Annotated in this window: 13 protein-coding genes; 3 read left to right on the top strand and 10 right to left on the bottom strand. The window is 67.9% G+C overall.

The window, feature by feature from the left end; genetic code table 11:
* The 4 genes from D9753_RS36865 to D9753_RS36185 form a co-directional block, all read right to left on the bottom strand.
* On the bottom strand, window positions 1-583 hold a 583-nt coding region (locus D9753_RS36865), incomplete at its 3' end, for a GNAT family N-acetyltransferase (protein ID WP_163010901.1).
* Window positions 584-759: 176 nt separating this feature from the next.
* Window positions 760-1488: a helix-turn-helix domain containing protein gene (locus D9753_RS36195; RefSeq protein WP_121785195.1), complete on the bottom strand. Its 729-nt coding sequence runs from the start codon at window positions 1486-1488 to the stop codon at window positions 760-762.
* The gene (locus D9753_RS36190) at window positions 1488-3587 is read right to left on the bottom strand and encodes a hypothetical protein (protein WP_121790798.1); all 2100 of its coding nucleotides are present in this window, start codon (window positions 3585-3587) and stop codon (window positions 1488-1490) included. Before D9753_RS36190 ends, D9753_RS36195 begins: the two co-directional genes overlap by 1 nt.
* Before the next feature lie 17 nt (window positions 3588-3604).
* Window positions 3605-4201, bottom strand: coding sequence for a helix-turn-helix domain-containing protein (locus D9753_RS36185; protein ID WP_121785196.1), 597 nt, complete (start codon window positions 4199-4201; stop codon window positions 3605-3607).
* A 555-nt stretch (window positions 4202-4756) separates the two neighbouring features.
* Between D9753_RS36185 and D9753_RS36180 the strand changes: the two genes are divergently transcribed.
* Window positions 4757-5980 carry a DUF6236 family protein gene (locus tag D9753_RS36180; protein ID WP_121785197.1) on the top strand — a complete coding sequence of 408 codons (1224 nt, stop codon included), beginning with the start codon at window positions 4757-4759 and terminating at the stop codon, window positions 5978-5980.
* 99 nt (window positions 5981-6079) lie between these two features.
* On the opposite strand, the gene D9753_RS36175 is transcribed toward D9753_RS36180, so the two are convergent.
* From D9753_RS36175 to D9753_RS36155, 5 genes are read right to left on the bottom strand one after another with little or no spacing between them, the layout of a single operon-like run.
* Complete coding sequence (locus tag D9753_RS36175) at window positions 6080-7225, bottom strand: hypothetical protein (RefSeq protein ID WP_121785198.1); 1146 nt, start codon at window positions 7223-7225, stop codon at window positions 6080-6082.
* Complete coding sequence (locus D9753_RS36170) at window positions 7222-7989, bottom strand: ATP-binding protein (RefSeq protein WP_121785199.1); 768 nt, start codon at window positions 7987-7989, stop codon at window positions 7222-7224. Before D9753_RS36170 ends, D9753_RS36175 begins: the two co-directional genes overlap by 4 nt.
* Window positions 7986-9092, bottom strand: a complete 1107-nt coding sequence (locus D9753_RS36165) for an ATP-binding protein (protein WP_240468412.1) — start codon at window positions 9090-9092, stop codon at window positions 7986-7988. Before D9753_RS36165 ends, D9753_RS36170 begins: the two co-directional genes overlap by 4 nt.
* On the bottom strand, window positions 9089-10672 hold the full coding sequence (locus D9753_RS36160) for a Mu transposase C-terminal domain-containing protein (RefSeq protein ID WP_121790797.1): 1584 nt from the start codon (window positions 10670-10672) through the stop codon (window positions 9089-9091). The genes D9753_RS36165 and D9753_RS36160 overlap by 4 nt, the downstream gene beginning before the upstream one ends.
* A 60-nt stretch (window positions 10673-10732) precedes the next feature.
* Window positions 10733-11257, bottom strand: coding sequence for a transcriptional regulator (locus D9753_RS36155; RefSeq protein ID WP_163010533.1), 525 nt, complete (start codon window positions 11255-11257; stop codon window positions 10733-10735).
* An 836-nt stretch (window positions 11258-12093) separates the two neighbouring features.
* On the opposite strand from D9753_RS36155, the gene D9753_RS36150 reads away from it, so the two are divergent.
* Together D9753_RS36150 and D9753_RS36140 are read left to right on the top strand one after the other, a co-directional pair.
* Window positions 12094-13116 carry a hypothetical protein gene (locus tag D9753_RS36150; protein ID WP_121790795.1) on the top strand — a complete coding sequence of 341 codons (1023 nt, stop codon included), beginning with the start codon at window positions 12094-12096 and terminating at the stop codon, window positions 13114-13116.
* 812 nt (window positions 13117-13928) lie between these two features.
* The gene (locus D9753_RS36140; protein ID WP_163010534.1) at window positions 13929-14519 is read left to right on the top strand and encodes a hypothetical protein; all 591 of its coding nucleotides are present in this window, start codon (window positions 13929-13931) and stop codon (window positions 14517-14519) included.
* 366 nt (window positions 14520-14885) lie between these two features.
* On the opposite strand, the gene D9753_RS36130 is transcribed toward D9753_RS36140, so the two are convergent.
* Window positions 14886-15410, bottom strand: coding sequence for a GNAT family N-acetyltransferase (locus D9753_RS36130; protein WP_121785205.1), 525 nt, complete (start codon window positions 15408-15410; stop codon window positions 14886-14888).
* Window positions 15411-15583: the final 173 nt, after the last annotated feature.

Genomic DNA, 15583 nt, shown 5'->3' with positions numbered 1-15583 from the left:
GCTGGAGTGCCTTGACGGCGAGTTGGTAACCGTCGGATCCGTCGTCACAGGAGGTGAGTCCACCGAGTCGGGTGCGGAAGACAACGGGTTCACCCTGGGCTGCGACGGTGTATCCGCGTCTGCGATACCAGCGCATGACCGGGAAGGCACCGATACGGACCTTGGCGAGAGCCAGGCGGGTCCCGTCAGCGCGTGCGGCGTGCTCGGTTTCCTCCAGCAGAGCCGTACCGATGCCGTGGTGGCGGTAAGGCTCTGCGACGGCGAGAAGCTCGATCTCGGTGAGTGAGTGGATCAGGCCGTTGCGCTGAGCCGGCGGATGTGCGCGCAGCCAGCGTATGGGCGGAGTGGCATACAGCATCCCCGCGATGGTTTCCCCGACCCTGGCGATGCGGCACTGTCCTTGACCGTAGGGCAGCGGGACACAGCCACCGTGCTCGTCGATGGCCGCGGCCAAGACCGCGGGCACCGCTGCACTGTCGAGGTGACTGCCGAGAGCAAGAGCCCCGAGGGCTGCTGCCGCATGTCCGTCTCCTCGCACAGCAAGGGCGATCGAGGCGGAGCCCCCACAGGCCTGTCCGGTCATGACCGCACCTTACGACAGGCTGGCCGAGGCCCTCGTCGAAGCGAAGACAGATACGCCCATGCTGCGCACTGGGCTGAGAGCGCACCGTGCACGCGCCTGCGTGCCCGGCCTTCGCACAACACTCGGGGGGTCGGCCGGGTGGCCGGGAGCGGTTCAGGCCGGCGGCTGAGCGCCGGTCATCGGGAGGCTGGAGGCTGCCAGGTACGGACCTCGAGGTGGAGAATACGGGCATCGGGCTGGATGCGACCGGTTTCGGTGAGCCACTGGTGGACGGCGGCGGTGACGTCACCGCCCGCGGCGTCGACCCGGCGGGCGAAATCGGCTGCGTCGAACCCGCGGGTCCGGGCGGAGCCGTAGGAGCGTTCTTCGGTGTGGTCGGCGCGTTGGATCACATCCCGGCGGATCCCTGGTGAGTCGGTGCGGCTGCCGGAGGGGTGCAGGTAGCCGGTCCTGGCCAGGCGGACGGTGAACGCCAGGCGCAGACCGCGGCGGGCGGCTTCGGCGATCAGGGGCCGCAGGCGGGCGGAGCCGGAAGCGATGGCCTGGGCACCGACGCGCCCGGTGCCGGTGCCGGTAGGGGTGATCAGGACGGCTTTGCCGCGCACGCGGGCTCGGGCGCCGGAGGCGGTGGTGCGGCGCGTGATGTGACGGGTTGCGATGGCGCGGAGTTCGGGCAGGTCGGTGATGCCGCCGGCCTCGACAGCGGTGAGGACCTCGCGCAGGGCGGGGACGAAGGCCGCTCCCTTGTTCCTGGTGTAGAACTGCGACACCAAAGAGGGGTCCCGGTCGATGATGCGGGCGATGTCGCGTTTGGTGTACCCGGCCTGTTGGAGCCGGTCGGCCAGGCGGGCCGCCTCGTTCAAGGCTGTGCGGCCGGTGGCCTGGCGTCGGCGTCGGGGCGGCATCAGGACTCCTGGTTCGTGGTGAGGGCGGTACGTCCGGCGTCCCGCAGGCTGAGGAGCTCCTCCTCGCTGGTGGGGGCAGCCAGGGGGCCGGTGAGGTGGCCGCGCAGGAGGTAGTCGCCGGGCTGGTGGTGGTAGGGCCAGTCCTGGGCCTCGGTGAGGTAGAGGGCGTCGGTGCGGAAGGCGATGACGCTGCCGGGCGGGGTGTGCAGGGCACCCGCGTAGGCGTTGTCGTCGCGGTGGCGCTGGGTGAGCAGGGCGGCCCGGGCGCCGGACCAGATCGCGGCGGCCCATTCGGGATGGGCGTTGGGGTCGCGGCTGAACCCGGTGGGCTTCTGCCAGGTGATGCGTTCGTCGTCGAAGGCGATGATTTCGGCGTCCGCGGGGACGTCGCGTTCGGCGGTGCGGGGGGTGGTGCCGGTGACCATGCGGGGGCGCTGGGCGAAGGCGCCGATGCCGTACAGCAGGATGGAGCGCACCGCGCGGGAGGCGAGGTGAGCTGCGCGGGCCTGCTGGGCATCCCCCTGGAAGTGGGCCTGGGCGGAGAGGTTCGCCCAGGTCTCCTTGAGTTTCCTGGCCCAGTCGTCGAGGGGCTTGCCGTCGTCCCACAGGATGCCGTCCAGGATCTCGATCTTCCACGGCTGGATGGGGTTGGTCAGGGCGGTGTGGATCTCGGGGCCGCCTGCCCAGGTGGTGAAGGTGGTTCCGGGCTGGGCGGGGTAGTGCCACGCGCGGTCGCCGGGAGCGGGCGCCGGCAGCAGGCCGACGTGGTTCCAGGTGGTGGGGACGGTCACGCGGACCTGCCAGTGCCCGCACCCGTACAGGGCCCGCATCTGTTCCTTCTCACTCCACGCGGCGAAGGTGGTAGCGGTGATGCGGCGTGGGGTTCCGACGGGGGATTTCCATGTGTGTTTGGCGTAGGCGAAGGTGCGGTCGTACTCGACGAGCCGGGGCAGCTGCTCGGGGACGCGGGGTGGGGTGATCAGTTCGTTGCGGCCCTGACCTGCGGTGGCGTGCAGCAGGCCGCGGAGCTCCTCGGACAGGACGGGGAAGCCGTCGGCGTACTGGCCGCGGGTGGGGATGGTGCGCGTCCACAGGTCGCGGCCGGTCTGGGAGGGGGAGCCCATGATGACGGCGTCGCTCCAGTGGCGGCGCAGGGCCTGCCACAGCAGGACGAAGGCGTCGCGGATGACGGCGGGGTCGTCGCCGTCGGTGTCGAACCACTCCCCCACCGAGCGGATCTCGACATGCTGGTCATTGTTCTCGCGCTGGTAGCGGCCGACGGGGTTACGGGCGTGGACGAAGTGCCCGGCCATCCGGTCTTTGCCGCGGCCGGTGTCGGTACGCCAGCCTGGGGCCGGTGCGTTGAGCCAGGCGGCGACGGCGTCACGGAGGTAGGGGTAGCGGTCGGCTTCGCGGTGCCAGGGATCACCGGCGGTGACGTAGATCCGCTCCACACCCTCAGGGACGGCGTGGAAGACGGCGGTGAGGAGGTCCGCGGCCGTGGCGGCGCCGAGGTCGAGGTGGTGGGTCTGCTGGCGGTGGACCAGGACGCCGGTGGTGGTGTCGAGGAAGACGGTGGAACGGGCCTGCTGGGTGAAGTTGGGCCGGGTGGAGGCCAGGCCCGGTGTGTGGGTGAACCAGGCATCGCCGGTGGTGTCTTTGGGGATCGACGGAAGGCTGCGTGCTGTGGAAGCCGGCGGCGGTGAAGTCGGGTTGACGGGTTCGACAGGGTCTGGTGCGGTGGTGAGCCGCGGGAGGGCGGTGCTCGCCGCAGTGGCGATCGCCGCCTGCGGCTTGGCAGTCTCGTCAACGGGCCCGGCGGCGAGTGTTTCGGGGGCGGGGCCCTGGGGCTGTGGCTTGTCGGCTGTGACGGCGAGGCTGTCGGGTGCCAGGGCGGGGGCGACTGCGACGACGTCGGTCACGCTCAGTCCGGCGGCCGGGGCGATCCGCTCCGCCTTTGCCTTGCCGTAGGAAGCCAGCTGAGTGATGCGCTTGTCCCGGTCAGCCTCCAGCTTCGACAGTTCCGCTCGGGCTTTCTTGATCGCGTCCCGCACGGTGCGCAGTTCGGAGAGCGCGGCGTTGTAGCTCTGTGCGTCCATCGGGCGTCCTTGTTCGGTCAGCCTGCGGTATGCGTGGTGACGTAGGCGACTGCTCCGCCCGAGTGGGAGGCGAGCCGGGTGCCCAGCAGCAGCTTGGCGAGCCGGCGGTCGCCGTCCGGGCCGGAGGTGATCACGGTTTTCGGGGTGGCCAGGTCAGTGACGTAGCCGGCCAGTCGGGCGTCGGGAAAAGCATGACGGCCCTTGGTGTTCTTCTCCCATCGCTCCAAGCCTGTAAGGACGGCAACGACGTAGCCGGACAGCGTCACCGGCAGCACTCCCCCGGCTGCGACGCTCGCGGCGTCGCATCGCCACCAGCCGCGCAGTGCTTTGAGCAGGTCCTCGGGGGTAAGGGATGAAGCGAATCCGAGCCAGTCGCGACCGGGCTCGTGTGCTGGCTGGGCTGTATCGACCCTCAGCACAGCAACTTCCGGGGCTTCCAGTTGATGCAGCGGGGCATGACTGCGCTCCCGCAGAGCCTGGACGGTTTCGAGCGGAATCATCACGCGTACGCCACGGCGCGACAGGCCCGGCAGCAGTCCTGCCTGTACGAGGCGTCGCAGGGTGGTGATTGCGCAGCCGATTTCTTCCGCGGCCTGCCCGGTGGTCAGCAGCATCTCACCCACCCTTCATGCGTACTCTGATAACTGAGTTGGCATATGCAAAATAGCGGCGTAGCGGATCGAGGTCAAACGCTTCTTGGTGAGCCGCCGCGAGCACTGCTGGCGCGGACGGCGTGTGCTGAGCGAGCGAGTAGGCCTCGCTAGGTCGTGTCGGGGTCGATCAGACGTTCGGCGATCGTTAGGTCGGCGCCCAGTCCTCTTAAGGGCAGAGCATCCACGAAGTCGCCGAACTCGCTGCGTGTGTAGGTGATGTAGCTGCAGAGGCGAAACACGAAGTCGATCCGGCTGCCAGTGGTAGAGCAGTTGCTCCAGCAGCTCCGGGACAGCAGCGAGGGCAGAGACGCCGGAGCGGAAAAGCGTGGAGAGAAGGGGTGTTCTCCTTGGCGTAGTGCAACGCCGGTCACTGTACGCACGTCCGGTACAGCTCAAGATTCGAGGGCTCGGCTGCAGTCCATGGACTCGCCTCCGTCGTCCCGCTCAGTCGCTCTAGCCCCTAGTATGACGCTGGTCGCGCCAGTGGGGGCTGGTGCATCGACCAGGGAGTTGAGGATGGTGGCCATCGGTCTGTACTACCCCTACGTTCACTTCCGTGACCCGGCTTGGATCAAGGCTGCAGCGCTGTACATGCCGCGGCTCGCCCGTGTCGTTCCCCGCGGTTTCCGGGTGTCTGATCCCAGCGAGGTCCAGGCGCTTCAAGATGGCTTGGGTTTTGTAGAGAACTTCGACCCCGCTGACGCTGTCGAAGCCGCGTCTGCACACTTGCTTGCCACAGTGAACGCTCACGGGGATGAACTGGCGGGCGCCTTTGGCGTCGGACCGTACCGGGCTGGTGGGGTGAACGCCGAGCCTTCACCTCCCGGGTTCTCAGCGCACCTTACCCACTCTGGTAACAGCAGGCAGTTTGGCGGCCAGGGTCTTGCCGGCCTTTACCCCGGCGAGATGACGGCTTCCCTGCGCCAGGCCTTGGGGGACAGCGGTCTGGCCGTGCCGGCGATCCGTAACTCTGTAAGCGGGCAGTCCGGCACAGAATGGATCGGATTGGATCCGGCTGTGGCGTGGGTGTACAAGTGCGCTCTGACGGCCGAAGTCGCACGACGTACGGCCTTCATCCCGCTGACGGACCAAGTGGCCGCACACACTGCAGCGGGCCAGTGGGACGCTGATCGCATGGCGGCAGTTCTGCTGGGTGGGCCCTTGGGCTCTACCGAGATGCTTGATCTGACCAGTCGAGTCGGGGTTCTGTCCTTGCAGTACGTGCTGCCCGCCCGGCTGGCCACGGTGCCCGTGGACAAGATCGTGGAGCTGCGCACGAAGTATCAGTCGGAGTTCGTCGCCTACAGCGATGCGGTCCGGCAGACCGCGCAGAAGCTGCAGGAGAACGTGGGTGACATCCCCAGCCGACAGGCGCTGGAACTGTATCTGCGGCAAGCAGTACACCACGACTTCGAGACGAAGGTTGACGATCTACGCAAGGTGATGAACGGCATCGGCCTGCAGACCATCACCACGGCGATCAGCGCCAAGTTCGAAATGCCCAGCTCAGTTGCCCTGTTCAGTACAGCCGGCGCTCTCGCCAGCAGCATGATGGGCACCATGGCCGGGGCAGCCGGAACGACCGCCGTAGCCGCCTTCGGCCTCGTCACCGGCGCACGACGACAATCAGACCAGGCTGCGGCAGCCAATCCAACCGGCTTTCTGCTGCGCGTCGAACGCGGCCTGAAACCGACCACCTTGTGGCGGCGGATCCGGCACAGCTGTGGAGCCAGCCTCTGATGCCACCACGCTCTGGCTGGGCCGGCTTCCCGCACAGGACGCACGGGGTCCTCTTGAGGTAAGGCCTCCGATGGGGAGGCTACTACTCACACGCTTCTCTCAGGACCGTTGGCGTGCACGGCGGGCGCGGGCTGCAATGAGGTGGCAGGTTTCGGTGGCATGGGCGATGTCGTTTCTGTCCCAGGACCCCAGCCGGAACGGCCTGTCCGCGCCCGACAGGTGGGCGGGCAGATCATGGCGGATGTATGCCTGCAGGTCGGTGTGAATGCAGGCGGCGTCCAGAAGGAGGCGCGCCCAGTTTGGCAGTTCGGTGGGGAGGTCCGCTCGTGGGTGTTCTGGGGTGGCAGTGGTGAGCTGGGACAGCTGGTCGGTGCCATAGCCGGCCAGGGCTCGGATCGCGACGGCTGCGGCGTGTATGGGGTGGGCGATGCGGGTGTGGATGCGCTGAGCCACGATCTCGTGGTGGGGGCCGCTGGGGGTGTCTGGGTGGGTGTGTGCTGGCAGAGCAATGGCAGGCGGCCGGCTGTCGGTGGCATGGAGCCGGGTGGGCGTGCCGCGGGAGCTGGTGGTGATTTCGTCGGGCGTTCCGGCGGGGTGTCGGGGGCGTGGGGGCAGCTCGTACCAGGGTTCGTCGTGAGGGCCGGGAAATGGGGCGCTGTGCCACCAGGGGTAGCTGGCGGGAGGCCGAGATGAGGTGTCTTGGTTCAGGTGCTGGCGGGCATCTTCGAGGGTGTCGATCTGGTGGTGGGCGACGGTGTTGAGGATGGTGGCCAGGGCAGCCGATGTTGGACCGCTGACGACGAGCGTGAGGCGGATGCGGGTGAGTTCGCGCAGGGCCATGAGGTGCTCGAGGTGGCGGCCGGTGATGCGGTGGGCGCGGCAGATGACGTAGTGGCTGATGTTGAGGGCTTGGGTCCACGCGGCCGCAATGCGCCAGGACTCGTCGGCGTTGCCGGTCCACCAGGGCGGGTCGATGTGTGGGGGCGGGAGATGTTTGCCGAGCGCGCGGATCAGGTCGTGGGCGAGGTAGGCGGGCGCGGTGGCCAGGGGTGTGGGGTGGACGGCAATGCGGCCGAGCCCAGGTTGGTGGGCGGCGAGTGCGGTGGTGGTGTAGGGGGGCTGGTCGTGGGTGTCGGTGATCAACGTGATGGGCGGCAGGCCGGAGTCGGTGTGGTCCGGGGACCAACTGGGGGTCCACTTTTGGAGGGTGTCGTCGGGTGCAGCGCTGTGGGGCGTTGAGGTCATGTTGTGAGGGCCAGTCGGTGGTGCAGACGGCGCAGGAGGGCGTCCGGGTCGGGTGGGTGGTCGGGGTGGCGGCGCCGGTGGGCTTGGAGCTGATGAGTCAGGGCGGCCCAGCGGCGAAGATTGCCGTGCGCCCACATCTCGTCCAGGTGGGTGAGGGTGCGGTTTGGCGTGTTGTGCCACAGCGGGTGGAAGGCGGGCAGGACGGTGAGGACTTCATCTGGGTCGAGGGGTTCCATGTGGTGCCAGGTAGTGACGCGGCTGAGCAGGGTGGGTTGTGAGCGCAGGGCTTTGAGGCGGGGACGGCTGGCCAGGAGCAGGATGGTGACCTGCGGGGTGGGGTCGTCATGGAGGTAGCGCAGGTATTCGATGCAGGAGGTGGACAGTTGGTGGGCTTCGTCCACGGCGAGGAGGCGGGGCGTGTGTGCGAGGGCGTGGCGCAGGTAGTCGTCGCAGATGCCGGCGTCCTGGGGCGGGTCGCCGGGCAGGTTGAGGGCGTGGTGGAGGCTGTGACGGAGGTCGTCGGGGCGTGCCTGGGGGCGTTGCAGTAACCGCAGTGCGGGCAGGGTGGGGCGTTGCTCGCACAGGGTGTGCAGAGTGAAGGTCTTGCCGACGCCGGGGTCGGCGGTCAGGCACATCATGCTCTGCTCGCGCAGTACCTTGTCGAGGGCGTGGGCGGCGGCCCGCACGGCCTGGGTGGTGACAGTGCGGGCGTCGGGCAGGCTGAGGTAGTGAGGAGCCGGTGCGGTGGGTTGTGTACTGGTCATCCGGCGTCCTGCTGGGGGCGGCGGGCGCGGCGGCGGTGGGGCAGGGCCCGGCGGATCGCCCAGCGGGCGATGGATTCGTCGACCTTCTCCAGGCCGCGGCGCTTCATGCCTTCGAGGACGTGATAGGTGATCTTGGACCAGACGCGGAAGGTGCCGCCGGCGCCTTCTTCGTAGACGTAGTCGATGAGTTCGGGTGATGCGCTGGCCCAGACGGGGTGGAAAAGGGGAATGTTCTTCTGGACCTCGTCGGCCTCCATGGGTGCGAATTCCTGCCAGATGTAGATGCGGGAGGCGAGGGAGGGTTCGCTGTAGAGGGTCTTGTAGGCTTCTTCGCCGCCGACGAAGAGGACGGCGGGGCGGTTCTTGCCCTGGCCGGTGTCCCACAGGTGGCGGACGAACTCGAAGCATTCGCGGCTGAACTGCTGGGCTTCGTCGCAGACGAGGACGTAGGGCTTGCGGGCGAGGGTTCGCTTGAGCAGGCGGTCGAACTCGCTGGGGTGGGAGGGGGGTTCGCCTTCGAGGCGGAGTTCGGTGAACAGTTCCTGGCGGATGTCGCGGGGGGTGGGGCGGGAGCGGAACTGCAGGAGCAGGACGCGTTCGGCGGAGATTTCCTTGAGTGCGGCCAGGACGGAGAAGGTTTTGCCGAGGCCGGCGTCGCCGTAGATGCAGGACATGGCGCGGGCTTCGATGGTGTCGGCGATGTTCTCGCTGGCTTCAAGAAGGGCTTCGGTGGCCACGATGCGGGCGTCGGCGAGGTTGAGGTAGAAGTCGGGTTCGCCGACGACGTCGTCCCGGTCGGGGCGGGGTGTCGTCTGCGTGGTGTCGGTGCCGGTCATGTGGGTGTCCTTCAAGGTGGTCGGGGCGGTGGGGGTGCTGTCGGGTGCGGGGTGGGCGGGCTGGGCGTGGGTAGTGCCCGGTGGCCGGCCGGTGTCGTGGTCGTCGAGGTCGGCGGTGCCGGCATCCTCGGAGCGGATGCGGACGGTGCAGCGGGGGTGGGTGGTCGCCCAGGCAGCCGTGCAGGAGGTGGCCTCGCCGGCGCTCCTCCTGGCCGAGGGCGGTGTGGGGGCTTGGGGTGGGTCGGGGGCGGTGCGCGGGGTGGTCATGTCTCTTCCTCGGTGGGGGTGGATGTGCCGGGGACGGCCCAGCCGCCGGGCGGGGTGATGCGGCGGGGCATGTAGTCGGAGGGCAGATCGTCAGCGGTCCGGCCGGAGCTCCAGGCGCCCAGTTCCTTGGCGGCCTCTTTGCGGGTCATCGCGGTGTCGGCCTGGGCCGGTCCGGTGGTGGTGTGTGCTTTGAAGCGGCGGCGGCGCAGGGTTTCGGCCCGGCGCAGGTCGCGGCGCACGCGGCGGGAGCGTTCGGCGCGGGCTTGATAGACCTGCTCGATTTGCTCGTCGGTGGCCTGGTCGGCCAGGTGGGCGGTGCCCAGATGCCGGCGGTTGTCGGCGTCGAAGATTTCGATCTGGTCGAGGTGGTGGGGCTGGAAGCGGATGTGGACGCGGGTGCCGGAGCGGCCGGTCATCCAGCCGGCCATGTAGTCGCGCCCCTTGAACCGGATGCCGTGGCCGTTGATGACGCGGGTGGAGCGGTCGCCTTCCAGGAGGAAGGCGTGAAGGTCCTTGGCGCTGACTTCGCGCAGCGGGGTGTTCTCGCTGTTCCACCATTGCAGCGGGGTGAGGTCGCCGTAGCCGGCCATCGTGTGGTCGGCGTTGCGGGTCTTGACCCACTGCGCGAAGAGCTCGACGAATCCTTCGAAGGTCAGGGCTGGGTCCTTGTCCCCCGAGTGGTGGCGGGAGTCGAGTTTCTGGGCGTGGGTGTAGCGGGGCAGGGTGGAGAAGAACATGCTGGTGGCGGCGCGGTTGAGGTTTTCGATGCTGCCTTTGAGGTGGGGGGTGTAGGGAGGCAGGACGTCGACCTGGACGGCGAAGGCGCCGAGTGCGTCCTGGACGGCGCGGGAGAGGAAGTCTTTGCCGCGGTCGATGCGGATCCGGGTGGGCAGGCCGCCTGCCGGGCCGTAGCCGTCGTCGTGCAGGATGCAGGATCTGAGGGCGGCCAGGATGGACCCGCGGTGCGGGAAGTGAGGGGTGACGGCCCAGCCCATGATCATGCCGGTGTGGCAGTCGCAGAACCAGGTCACCCAGGGTTTGACCAGCCGGTCGTTGGCCCACACCCAGACGGGGGCTTGCTTGTGGTCGCCTTCCCACTCCTCGTTGCGGGCGGTGGGCGGGCGGCGCAGATGCGGGTCGTGGCCGCGGGAGGCGGGGAGCCCGTTCTTGAGGCCGGCTCGGTCACCTGGCGGCAGGTCGCGTTTGATGGCGCGGTGCAGTGTGGACAGGCTCACCGGGGTGGCGCCGGATGTCTCGGCTTCCTGCGCGAGTTCTCTGTGGACGGCTTTGACGTTGCCCCGGTGGTAGGCGAGCAGCGTGCGGATGGCGTCGGTGATCTCGAAACGGTCCCGGCTGCGGTGCAGGGGTTCACCGAGCCGGGCGCGGGCCAGCTTGCGCCACACAGTCGTGACGTGAACGCCGAGGGTGTGGGCGGACAGTTCGACATGAGCGGTGGTCAGCTCTCCGCGCTGCGAGAGCTGCAGTAGGGAGCGTACGGCGGGACCCATGAGTTCCCGTTGTGCGTGCCGGCGGCGGGCCAGGTCTTCTTCGGTGAGGTCCTCGGGGTCCGGGGGCTTCATGGAGGCGTTCCTTTGGCGCGGGTCGATCAGGGGTTCGGTGCTGCGGCGGCGAGGGAGGGTTCAGGCCCAGAAGCCGAGGTGGGTCACGTGCTCGTACATGCGCCAGTCGGAGTCGAGGTCGGTGATGACGTCGTGCCACCGGTGGGTCAGTTCGCGCAGGTCGCTGCGCGACCAGGCTGCGATGATGGGGTCCCAGCGGTAGATGTTCTTGTGCCGCCACCGGGCGGTGCGCCGGTGCTTGTCATCGACGTCGCTCTGGTCGACGGGGTAGATCTCCACGCGGGTCCCGCCCCTGGCGTTGAGCCGGCGCGTCATGCTGGGCGCCATGTTGCGGCGGCGCAACAGGCGGAACGCGTCCTCCAGGCGCCGCTGCTGCTCGGGGCTTGGGATGCGTTCCTCGGCGAGCCAGGCAGTGATCATCCGCCGGTCCATCCGGATGCCGCAGTCCTGCATAAAGGTGTAGCCGTTTCGGGAGCGGGTGAGGTAGAGCAGGTTGCGTCGCAGCCGTTGTGTCGGTGTTATCCAACGGCTGGTGACCTGGGCGATCTCATCGAGTGTGGTGTTGAGGGCTACAGCCCCGGGCACGCCCTGGGCCCCTAACCGTCCGAATCCCATACGTGTTCTATCTCCAAGGGCTTACGTGATGTCGAAGTGGTGCGCTGTGCACTTGGCAGGGGCTCCCTCGTTCGGGGAGGCATCGCATTCGCTGTGCTCCAGCGCGCTGCTGGCCCCAACGTGAGTGCCGGGTGGGCGTGTGGGGGACGCGTGAGCCGGATGGGCTCCGATGCACGGCACCTTAGGAGAGCGGGAGTCCGACGGAACGAGTTCAGGCCGACATCGAGACGATGGCACTTTTCGAACATTTCGCCCCCTCGGGGCCGGCTCAACGACCCAGCCCGTCAGGCGTCGAACCCATCGACGCGAGGCATCGATCGGCGATCCGGTCAGCCAGTGCAGCCCGCGAAGTAGTGCATGATTCCGGCCACTTCAAGCCGTGCCATAGGTTCCGAGGAATCAAATAGCCGGGCCCATCCCATAATTCGGATCTGCTTTGAGCCACTAGAGAGAAGCGGGACTTCTGCTCTCCGCCTCCCCTACTCGCGAGTACATAATGCAGAACCCCGCCGCTTTAGGCATGCGCACGTCAGCCGGTGCGAGTCGACGCAGGACAACAGGAACACTAGCGTTCGGGTCTGACAACGAACGGCCGACTTCCTCGCGCGCCTCGCCATTGCACCCGGTGATTGACTTGTTTTTACTGCTTCGACGTCTTGTTGAATAGTTGATCTTTCATATTCGCTGGTCAGGGGAACATGCCTGGGAGTGCGGAACCCAGGGGTGGCTTGATAAGCCTTCAAGGAAAAACCGCAGGAAGGTTTCGGCGCGGGGGCGTTGTCAGAGCCGTCCTCCAGGATGCCCGCATGAGTCTCACCTCCCATCTCAAGGACCCGCGCTCCCCTATCTCACGCTTTCTGGCGGAGCAGCTTCCCGGCACCAAGGACGTCCTGACCGACTACCGTGAGCGCTTAGCCCGCTTCCCCGCCCCGCTGCTGCCCCGGGCAGAAGCCGGTCTCAAGCCCGAATACCGGATGCTCGGCCACACCATCGACCACCGCCTGCGCATCTCCCTGGGTGCGCCGACCGGCATCCCCATCAAGGAAGGCATCGTGCGGGCGGTCCTCGACGACGACGGCTGGCCCAGCCGGGACGTCATCCGTGCCGTACAGCAGGCCGGCGATGCGATGCTCGAGGAACTGGCCCGATACGAGAGCGACACCGGGCAGCCCCTGTCCCTTGCACCAGCGGAAGAGGAGCGGCTCATCCGGCTGTGCCATGTCGCTTCCAGCTTCGAGGCGATCTTCCGGCACTGCGGCTGGATGCGCGGCAACACTCTCGGCCTGTGCGCTCCCGGTTCCACCTTGGACGACCTCGTCGATGCCGTGGCGGACTACGTCGTCGACGACATCCGCCAGCAGATGCAACTCGCCGCGCACCCAGGCCCCTTCGAGGCCCTGCGTCTCCTAGACGCCAGCGCGCGGATCTGCGGCCCTGTCTTCGACGGCAGCCTGCAGGTCGGTGGAGCAGACGCCGACTTCATCCTCGATGGGACACTCATCGACTGCAAGGCGACCATCCGCCCGGAACGCATGGGCCGCTCCGAGATCTACCAGTTGGCCGGGTACCTGCTCCTCGACTACAGCAACACCCATTCCATCTCCACCGTCGCGCTCTACCTCTCACGCCAAGGCGCGCTCATCGACTGGAGCGTCGAGGACTTCCTGGGCCTGCTCGGCGCACGGCACGACCTTGCCACGTTGAGAGAAGCGTGCTGCCACGCGCTGACCGGCGGCCAGCACGGCACCCCGCTGCCTCCCCCGGACCCCGCCCGCCTCCTCCCCCCGGCCGCGCGCCGCCTCCCCCGCGCTTCAGCCCTCGCTTTTTGATCAGGTGGACTGAGCCGGCCCTACTGGACGACGCTCACGGGCGGGGTCGGACGTAGTCCGGCACCGCCCTCGCGCATACGCTCAGCAGCGTCGTATGGGGAAGCCGCCCGTGCACGGCTCGTAAGAGTGGCCCGGCTGGTCGTCCTTCATCTGGTCCGTGACCCATCCGGCGAGCACCGCAGCAAGGAGAAGAACCGTCAACGCGACGGCGCCGCGCACGTGCAGGGGGAGGGCGTCCCACCGCTGGCGCCGCCTCGACGCTGCCCGCTTCCGAACCAGCCGGGAGAGCCGGAGCCCGGCATCCGGGTGGCCAGCGTCCCTGGCGTGCCGCACCGCAGCAGTCATCTCGTACCCGGGGGTCGTGGGCACCTCGGCACCACAGTACGCGCACACAAACTGCGACATCATGCTCCAAAATTGGTGTAGAGCCCGGCCCGCCTTGAGGTAGGCACATTTAACGAGTCTGAAGTGGCGCAGTCGGCGCCTTGGCCCACAGCCTCCGCGCGCCGGGATACATCACGTTTGCTGGCTCGGCAAATCAGTGTGGAGCACCTCAAAGCACACGCAGCGGGCGGCACACGTGCCGCCGAGGCGGGGCTGCGAAGCCGCTGGCGATGAGACTGGCTGTGAGATCGGCTGCGGGCCAACAGCTCGGCCGGCCTCGCGAAGAGTGCGCTGCGCGGGCGCACCGAGCAGATCGTTGCCCGGTCCGCAGCCCGCGGGGCCCGCGTCGGTGCCCCTCCAGACCTGCCGGATAACTCCGGCGGGACCTGGTCCGGGCCGGGCGGGGCCCCTGAGCGATGATGGCCGGCATGAATGAGCAGTGGGCCGGTGTGGTGGGCGCCGTGGCAGGTGGGGTGTTGGCAGGTGTGCCGGCGTTGTTGAGCGCGAGTTGGAGCCGTCAGGCCCAACGCGAGCAGACCCAGTCCCAGCACATACTTCTAGCGGGCCAACTGCAGTCGGCCCATCTGTTGCAGGTGATGGAACCACGGCGGCGAGTCTACGGCGACTTCATCGCCGCGGTGCATGAGCTGCGCACCAAGTCGTATGAGGCGTGGAGCGGCGGCCATCCAGACGGCTATGGTCGGTTGCTGCTGGTGCTAGAGGATGAGGAGTTCAGCCGGCGGCTGGAGCACGTGCGCGCCCAGGTCTCGCTGGAGGGCCCCGAAGCGGTCGTCGCAGCGGCCGAAGGTGTCATGGAGTTGCTCGCCACCATGCACGCTCGTGTCATTTCGATCGAGGAGAGCGACATGGCAGCTGAGTTCGGCATGGCAGGCGAGGAGGTGCCCCCTCCCCCGGAGTTGGCTGAGCTGAAGCCAAGGCTGGACTGCATGATCACAGAGGCTCGCCAGGCCCTGGCCGACCACGGCGCCACCGTCCTGCTGCCGTCCGCCAACCACTAGCGTTCTGGACTACTGCTCCACAGCCGGACCAGGAGGCGCCTGCTGCCCGTTCAGACGGCCCTTTACTGCTCGGCATCTGGTGGTAGCGGGCTGCTCGGACGGCTCCCACCGGTGTACGCAGCGCTTGTACTTGCGGCCGCCGCCGCACGGGCAGGAGCCGCTGCGCTTGGGCGGCTGATCGCTACCGCCTGCGTAGGAGGGACGGCTAGGGCGTGTATCGAGTCATGGGCGGTGACCGTGCAGTGAGCGCTCAGGTCAAAGAGCCTTTGCCCCAGCCTGTTGCGGGGGAACTGTCGCGGGGGCACTGCGTCTCCCCTGCTCCAGGACGCCTTCACTAGCCTGTGACCACCGTATGCGCCGACTCGCCTACCGGCCTATGGCGGAGGACCCTGAAGCGGGATGGGCGGGAACGATTTCCTTGGTCATGAGGACATGTGTGTCGGTGGCGAGGCGGGAGTGTGCTGTCCAACCGTGGCCCTCCCAGAACCTCAGAGCGCCGCTCCATCCGTCGTCCCCTTTGAAGACCTTCAGGTAGACGCCCCGGCAATCGCGACGGGCCAACTCCTGGACCGCGTACCGCACGAGCCGCGAGCCGTGACCACTGCTGCGATGCTTTTCGTCGGTGACCAAGTACTCCAGATACACCGGCCAGATCCGACCAGCGATCGTCCGCGGACTCTTCCACTCGACGGTGAGCACGGTGATGGCAGCACCACCGGATTCGATCAACCACCCCCCTCGCCGGGCGCGCAGTCCGTATTGCTCGTACTGCTCCAGGTCTTCTCTCCACCGGGAGACATTGCTTTCCTGCCAAGTGGGGATCTGAGCCAAGAGCCGGACAATGCCAGGAGCGTCGGCGGAAGTAGCCGCGTGCGTCGAGTAGTTGACCATGCGATCAGTATCTTGCCAGGGCACCCTCACCAAGGCCGCGATACGCCTGCCTCCAAAGCTTCAGCCGCAGCAGTTTCCCGCTCGTTACACGGGGAGGTCGACTGGAGCAGCCTCGATCCTCAGCCGCTTCCCGGCCAGAGCACGGTGAACATCTGATGCCGAGCGGGTTCGCC

This window comes from Streptomyces dangxiongensis (assembly GCF_003675325.1).
GTDB classification, from domain to species: domain Bacteria; phylum Actinomycetota; class Actinomycetes; order Streptomycetales; family Streptomycetaceae; genus Streptomyces; species Streptomyces dangxiongensis.
Note: the sequence above shows the minus strand (reverse complement) of the source record. Positions and strands in the feature narration are given on the sequence as shown.

Excerpts from the sequence above, each read along its gene's own strand:
- D9753_RS36160 (WP_121790797.1), bottom strand. The coding sequence starts at position 10,672 with ATGAAGCCCCCGGACCCCGAGGACCTCACCGAAGAAGACCTGGCCCGC.
- D9753_RS36185 (WP_121785196.1), bottom strand. The coding sequence starts at position 4,201 with ATGCTGCTGACCACCGGGCAGGCCGCGGAAGAAATCGGCTGCGCAATC.
- D9753_RS36175 (WP_121785198.1), bottom strand. The coding sequence starts at position 7,225 with ATGACCTCAACGCCCCACAGCGCTGCACCCGACGACACCCTCCAAAAG.
- D9753_RS36150 (WP_121790795.1), top strand. The coding sequence starts at position 12,094 with ATGAGTCTCACCTCCCATCTCAAGGACCCGCGCTCCCCTATCTCACGC.
- D9753_RS36195 (WP_121785195.1), bottom strand. The coding sequence starts at position 1,488 with ATGCCGCCCCGACGCCGACGCCAGGCCACCGGCCGCACAGCCTTGAAC.
- D9753_RS36170 (WP_121785199.1), bottom strand. The coding sequence starts at position 7,989 with ATGACCAGTACACAACCCACCGCACCGGCTCCTCACTACCTCAGCCTG.
- D9753_RS36190 (WP_121790798.1), bottom strand. The coding sequence starts at position 3,587 with ATGGACGCACAGAGCTACAACGCCGCGCTCTCCGAACTGCGCACCGTG.
- D9753_RS36130 (WP_121785205.1), bottom strand. The coding sequence starts at position 15,410 with ATGGTCAACTACTCGACGCACGCGGCTACTTCCGCCGACGCTCCTGGC.
- D9753_RS36165 (WP_240468412.1), bottom strand. The coding sequence starts at position 9,092 with ATGACCACCCCGCGCACCGCCCCCGACCCACCCCAAGCCCCCACACCG.
- D9753_RS36140 (WP_163010534.1), top strand. The coding sequence starts at position 13,929 with ATGAATGAGCAGTGGGCCGGTGTGGTGGGCGCCGTGGCAGGTGGGGTG.
- D9753_RS36180 (WP_121785197.1), top strand. The coding sequence starts at position 4,757 with ATGGTGGCCATCGGTCTGTACTACCCCTACGTTCACTTCCGTGACCCG.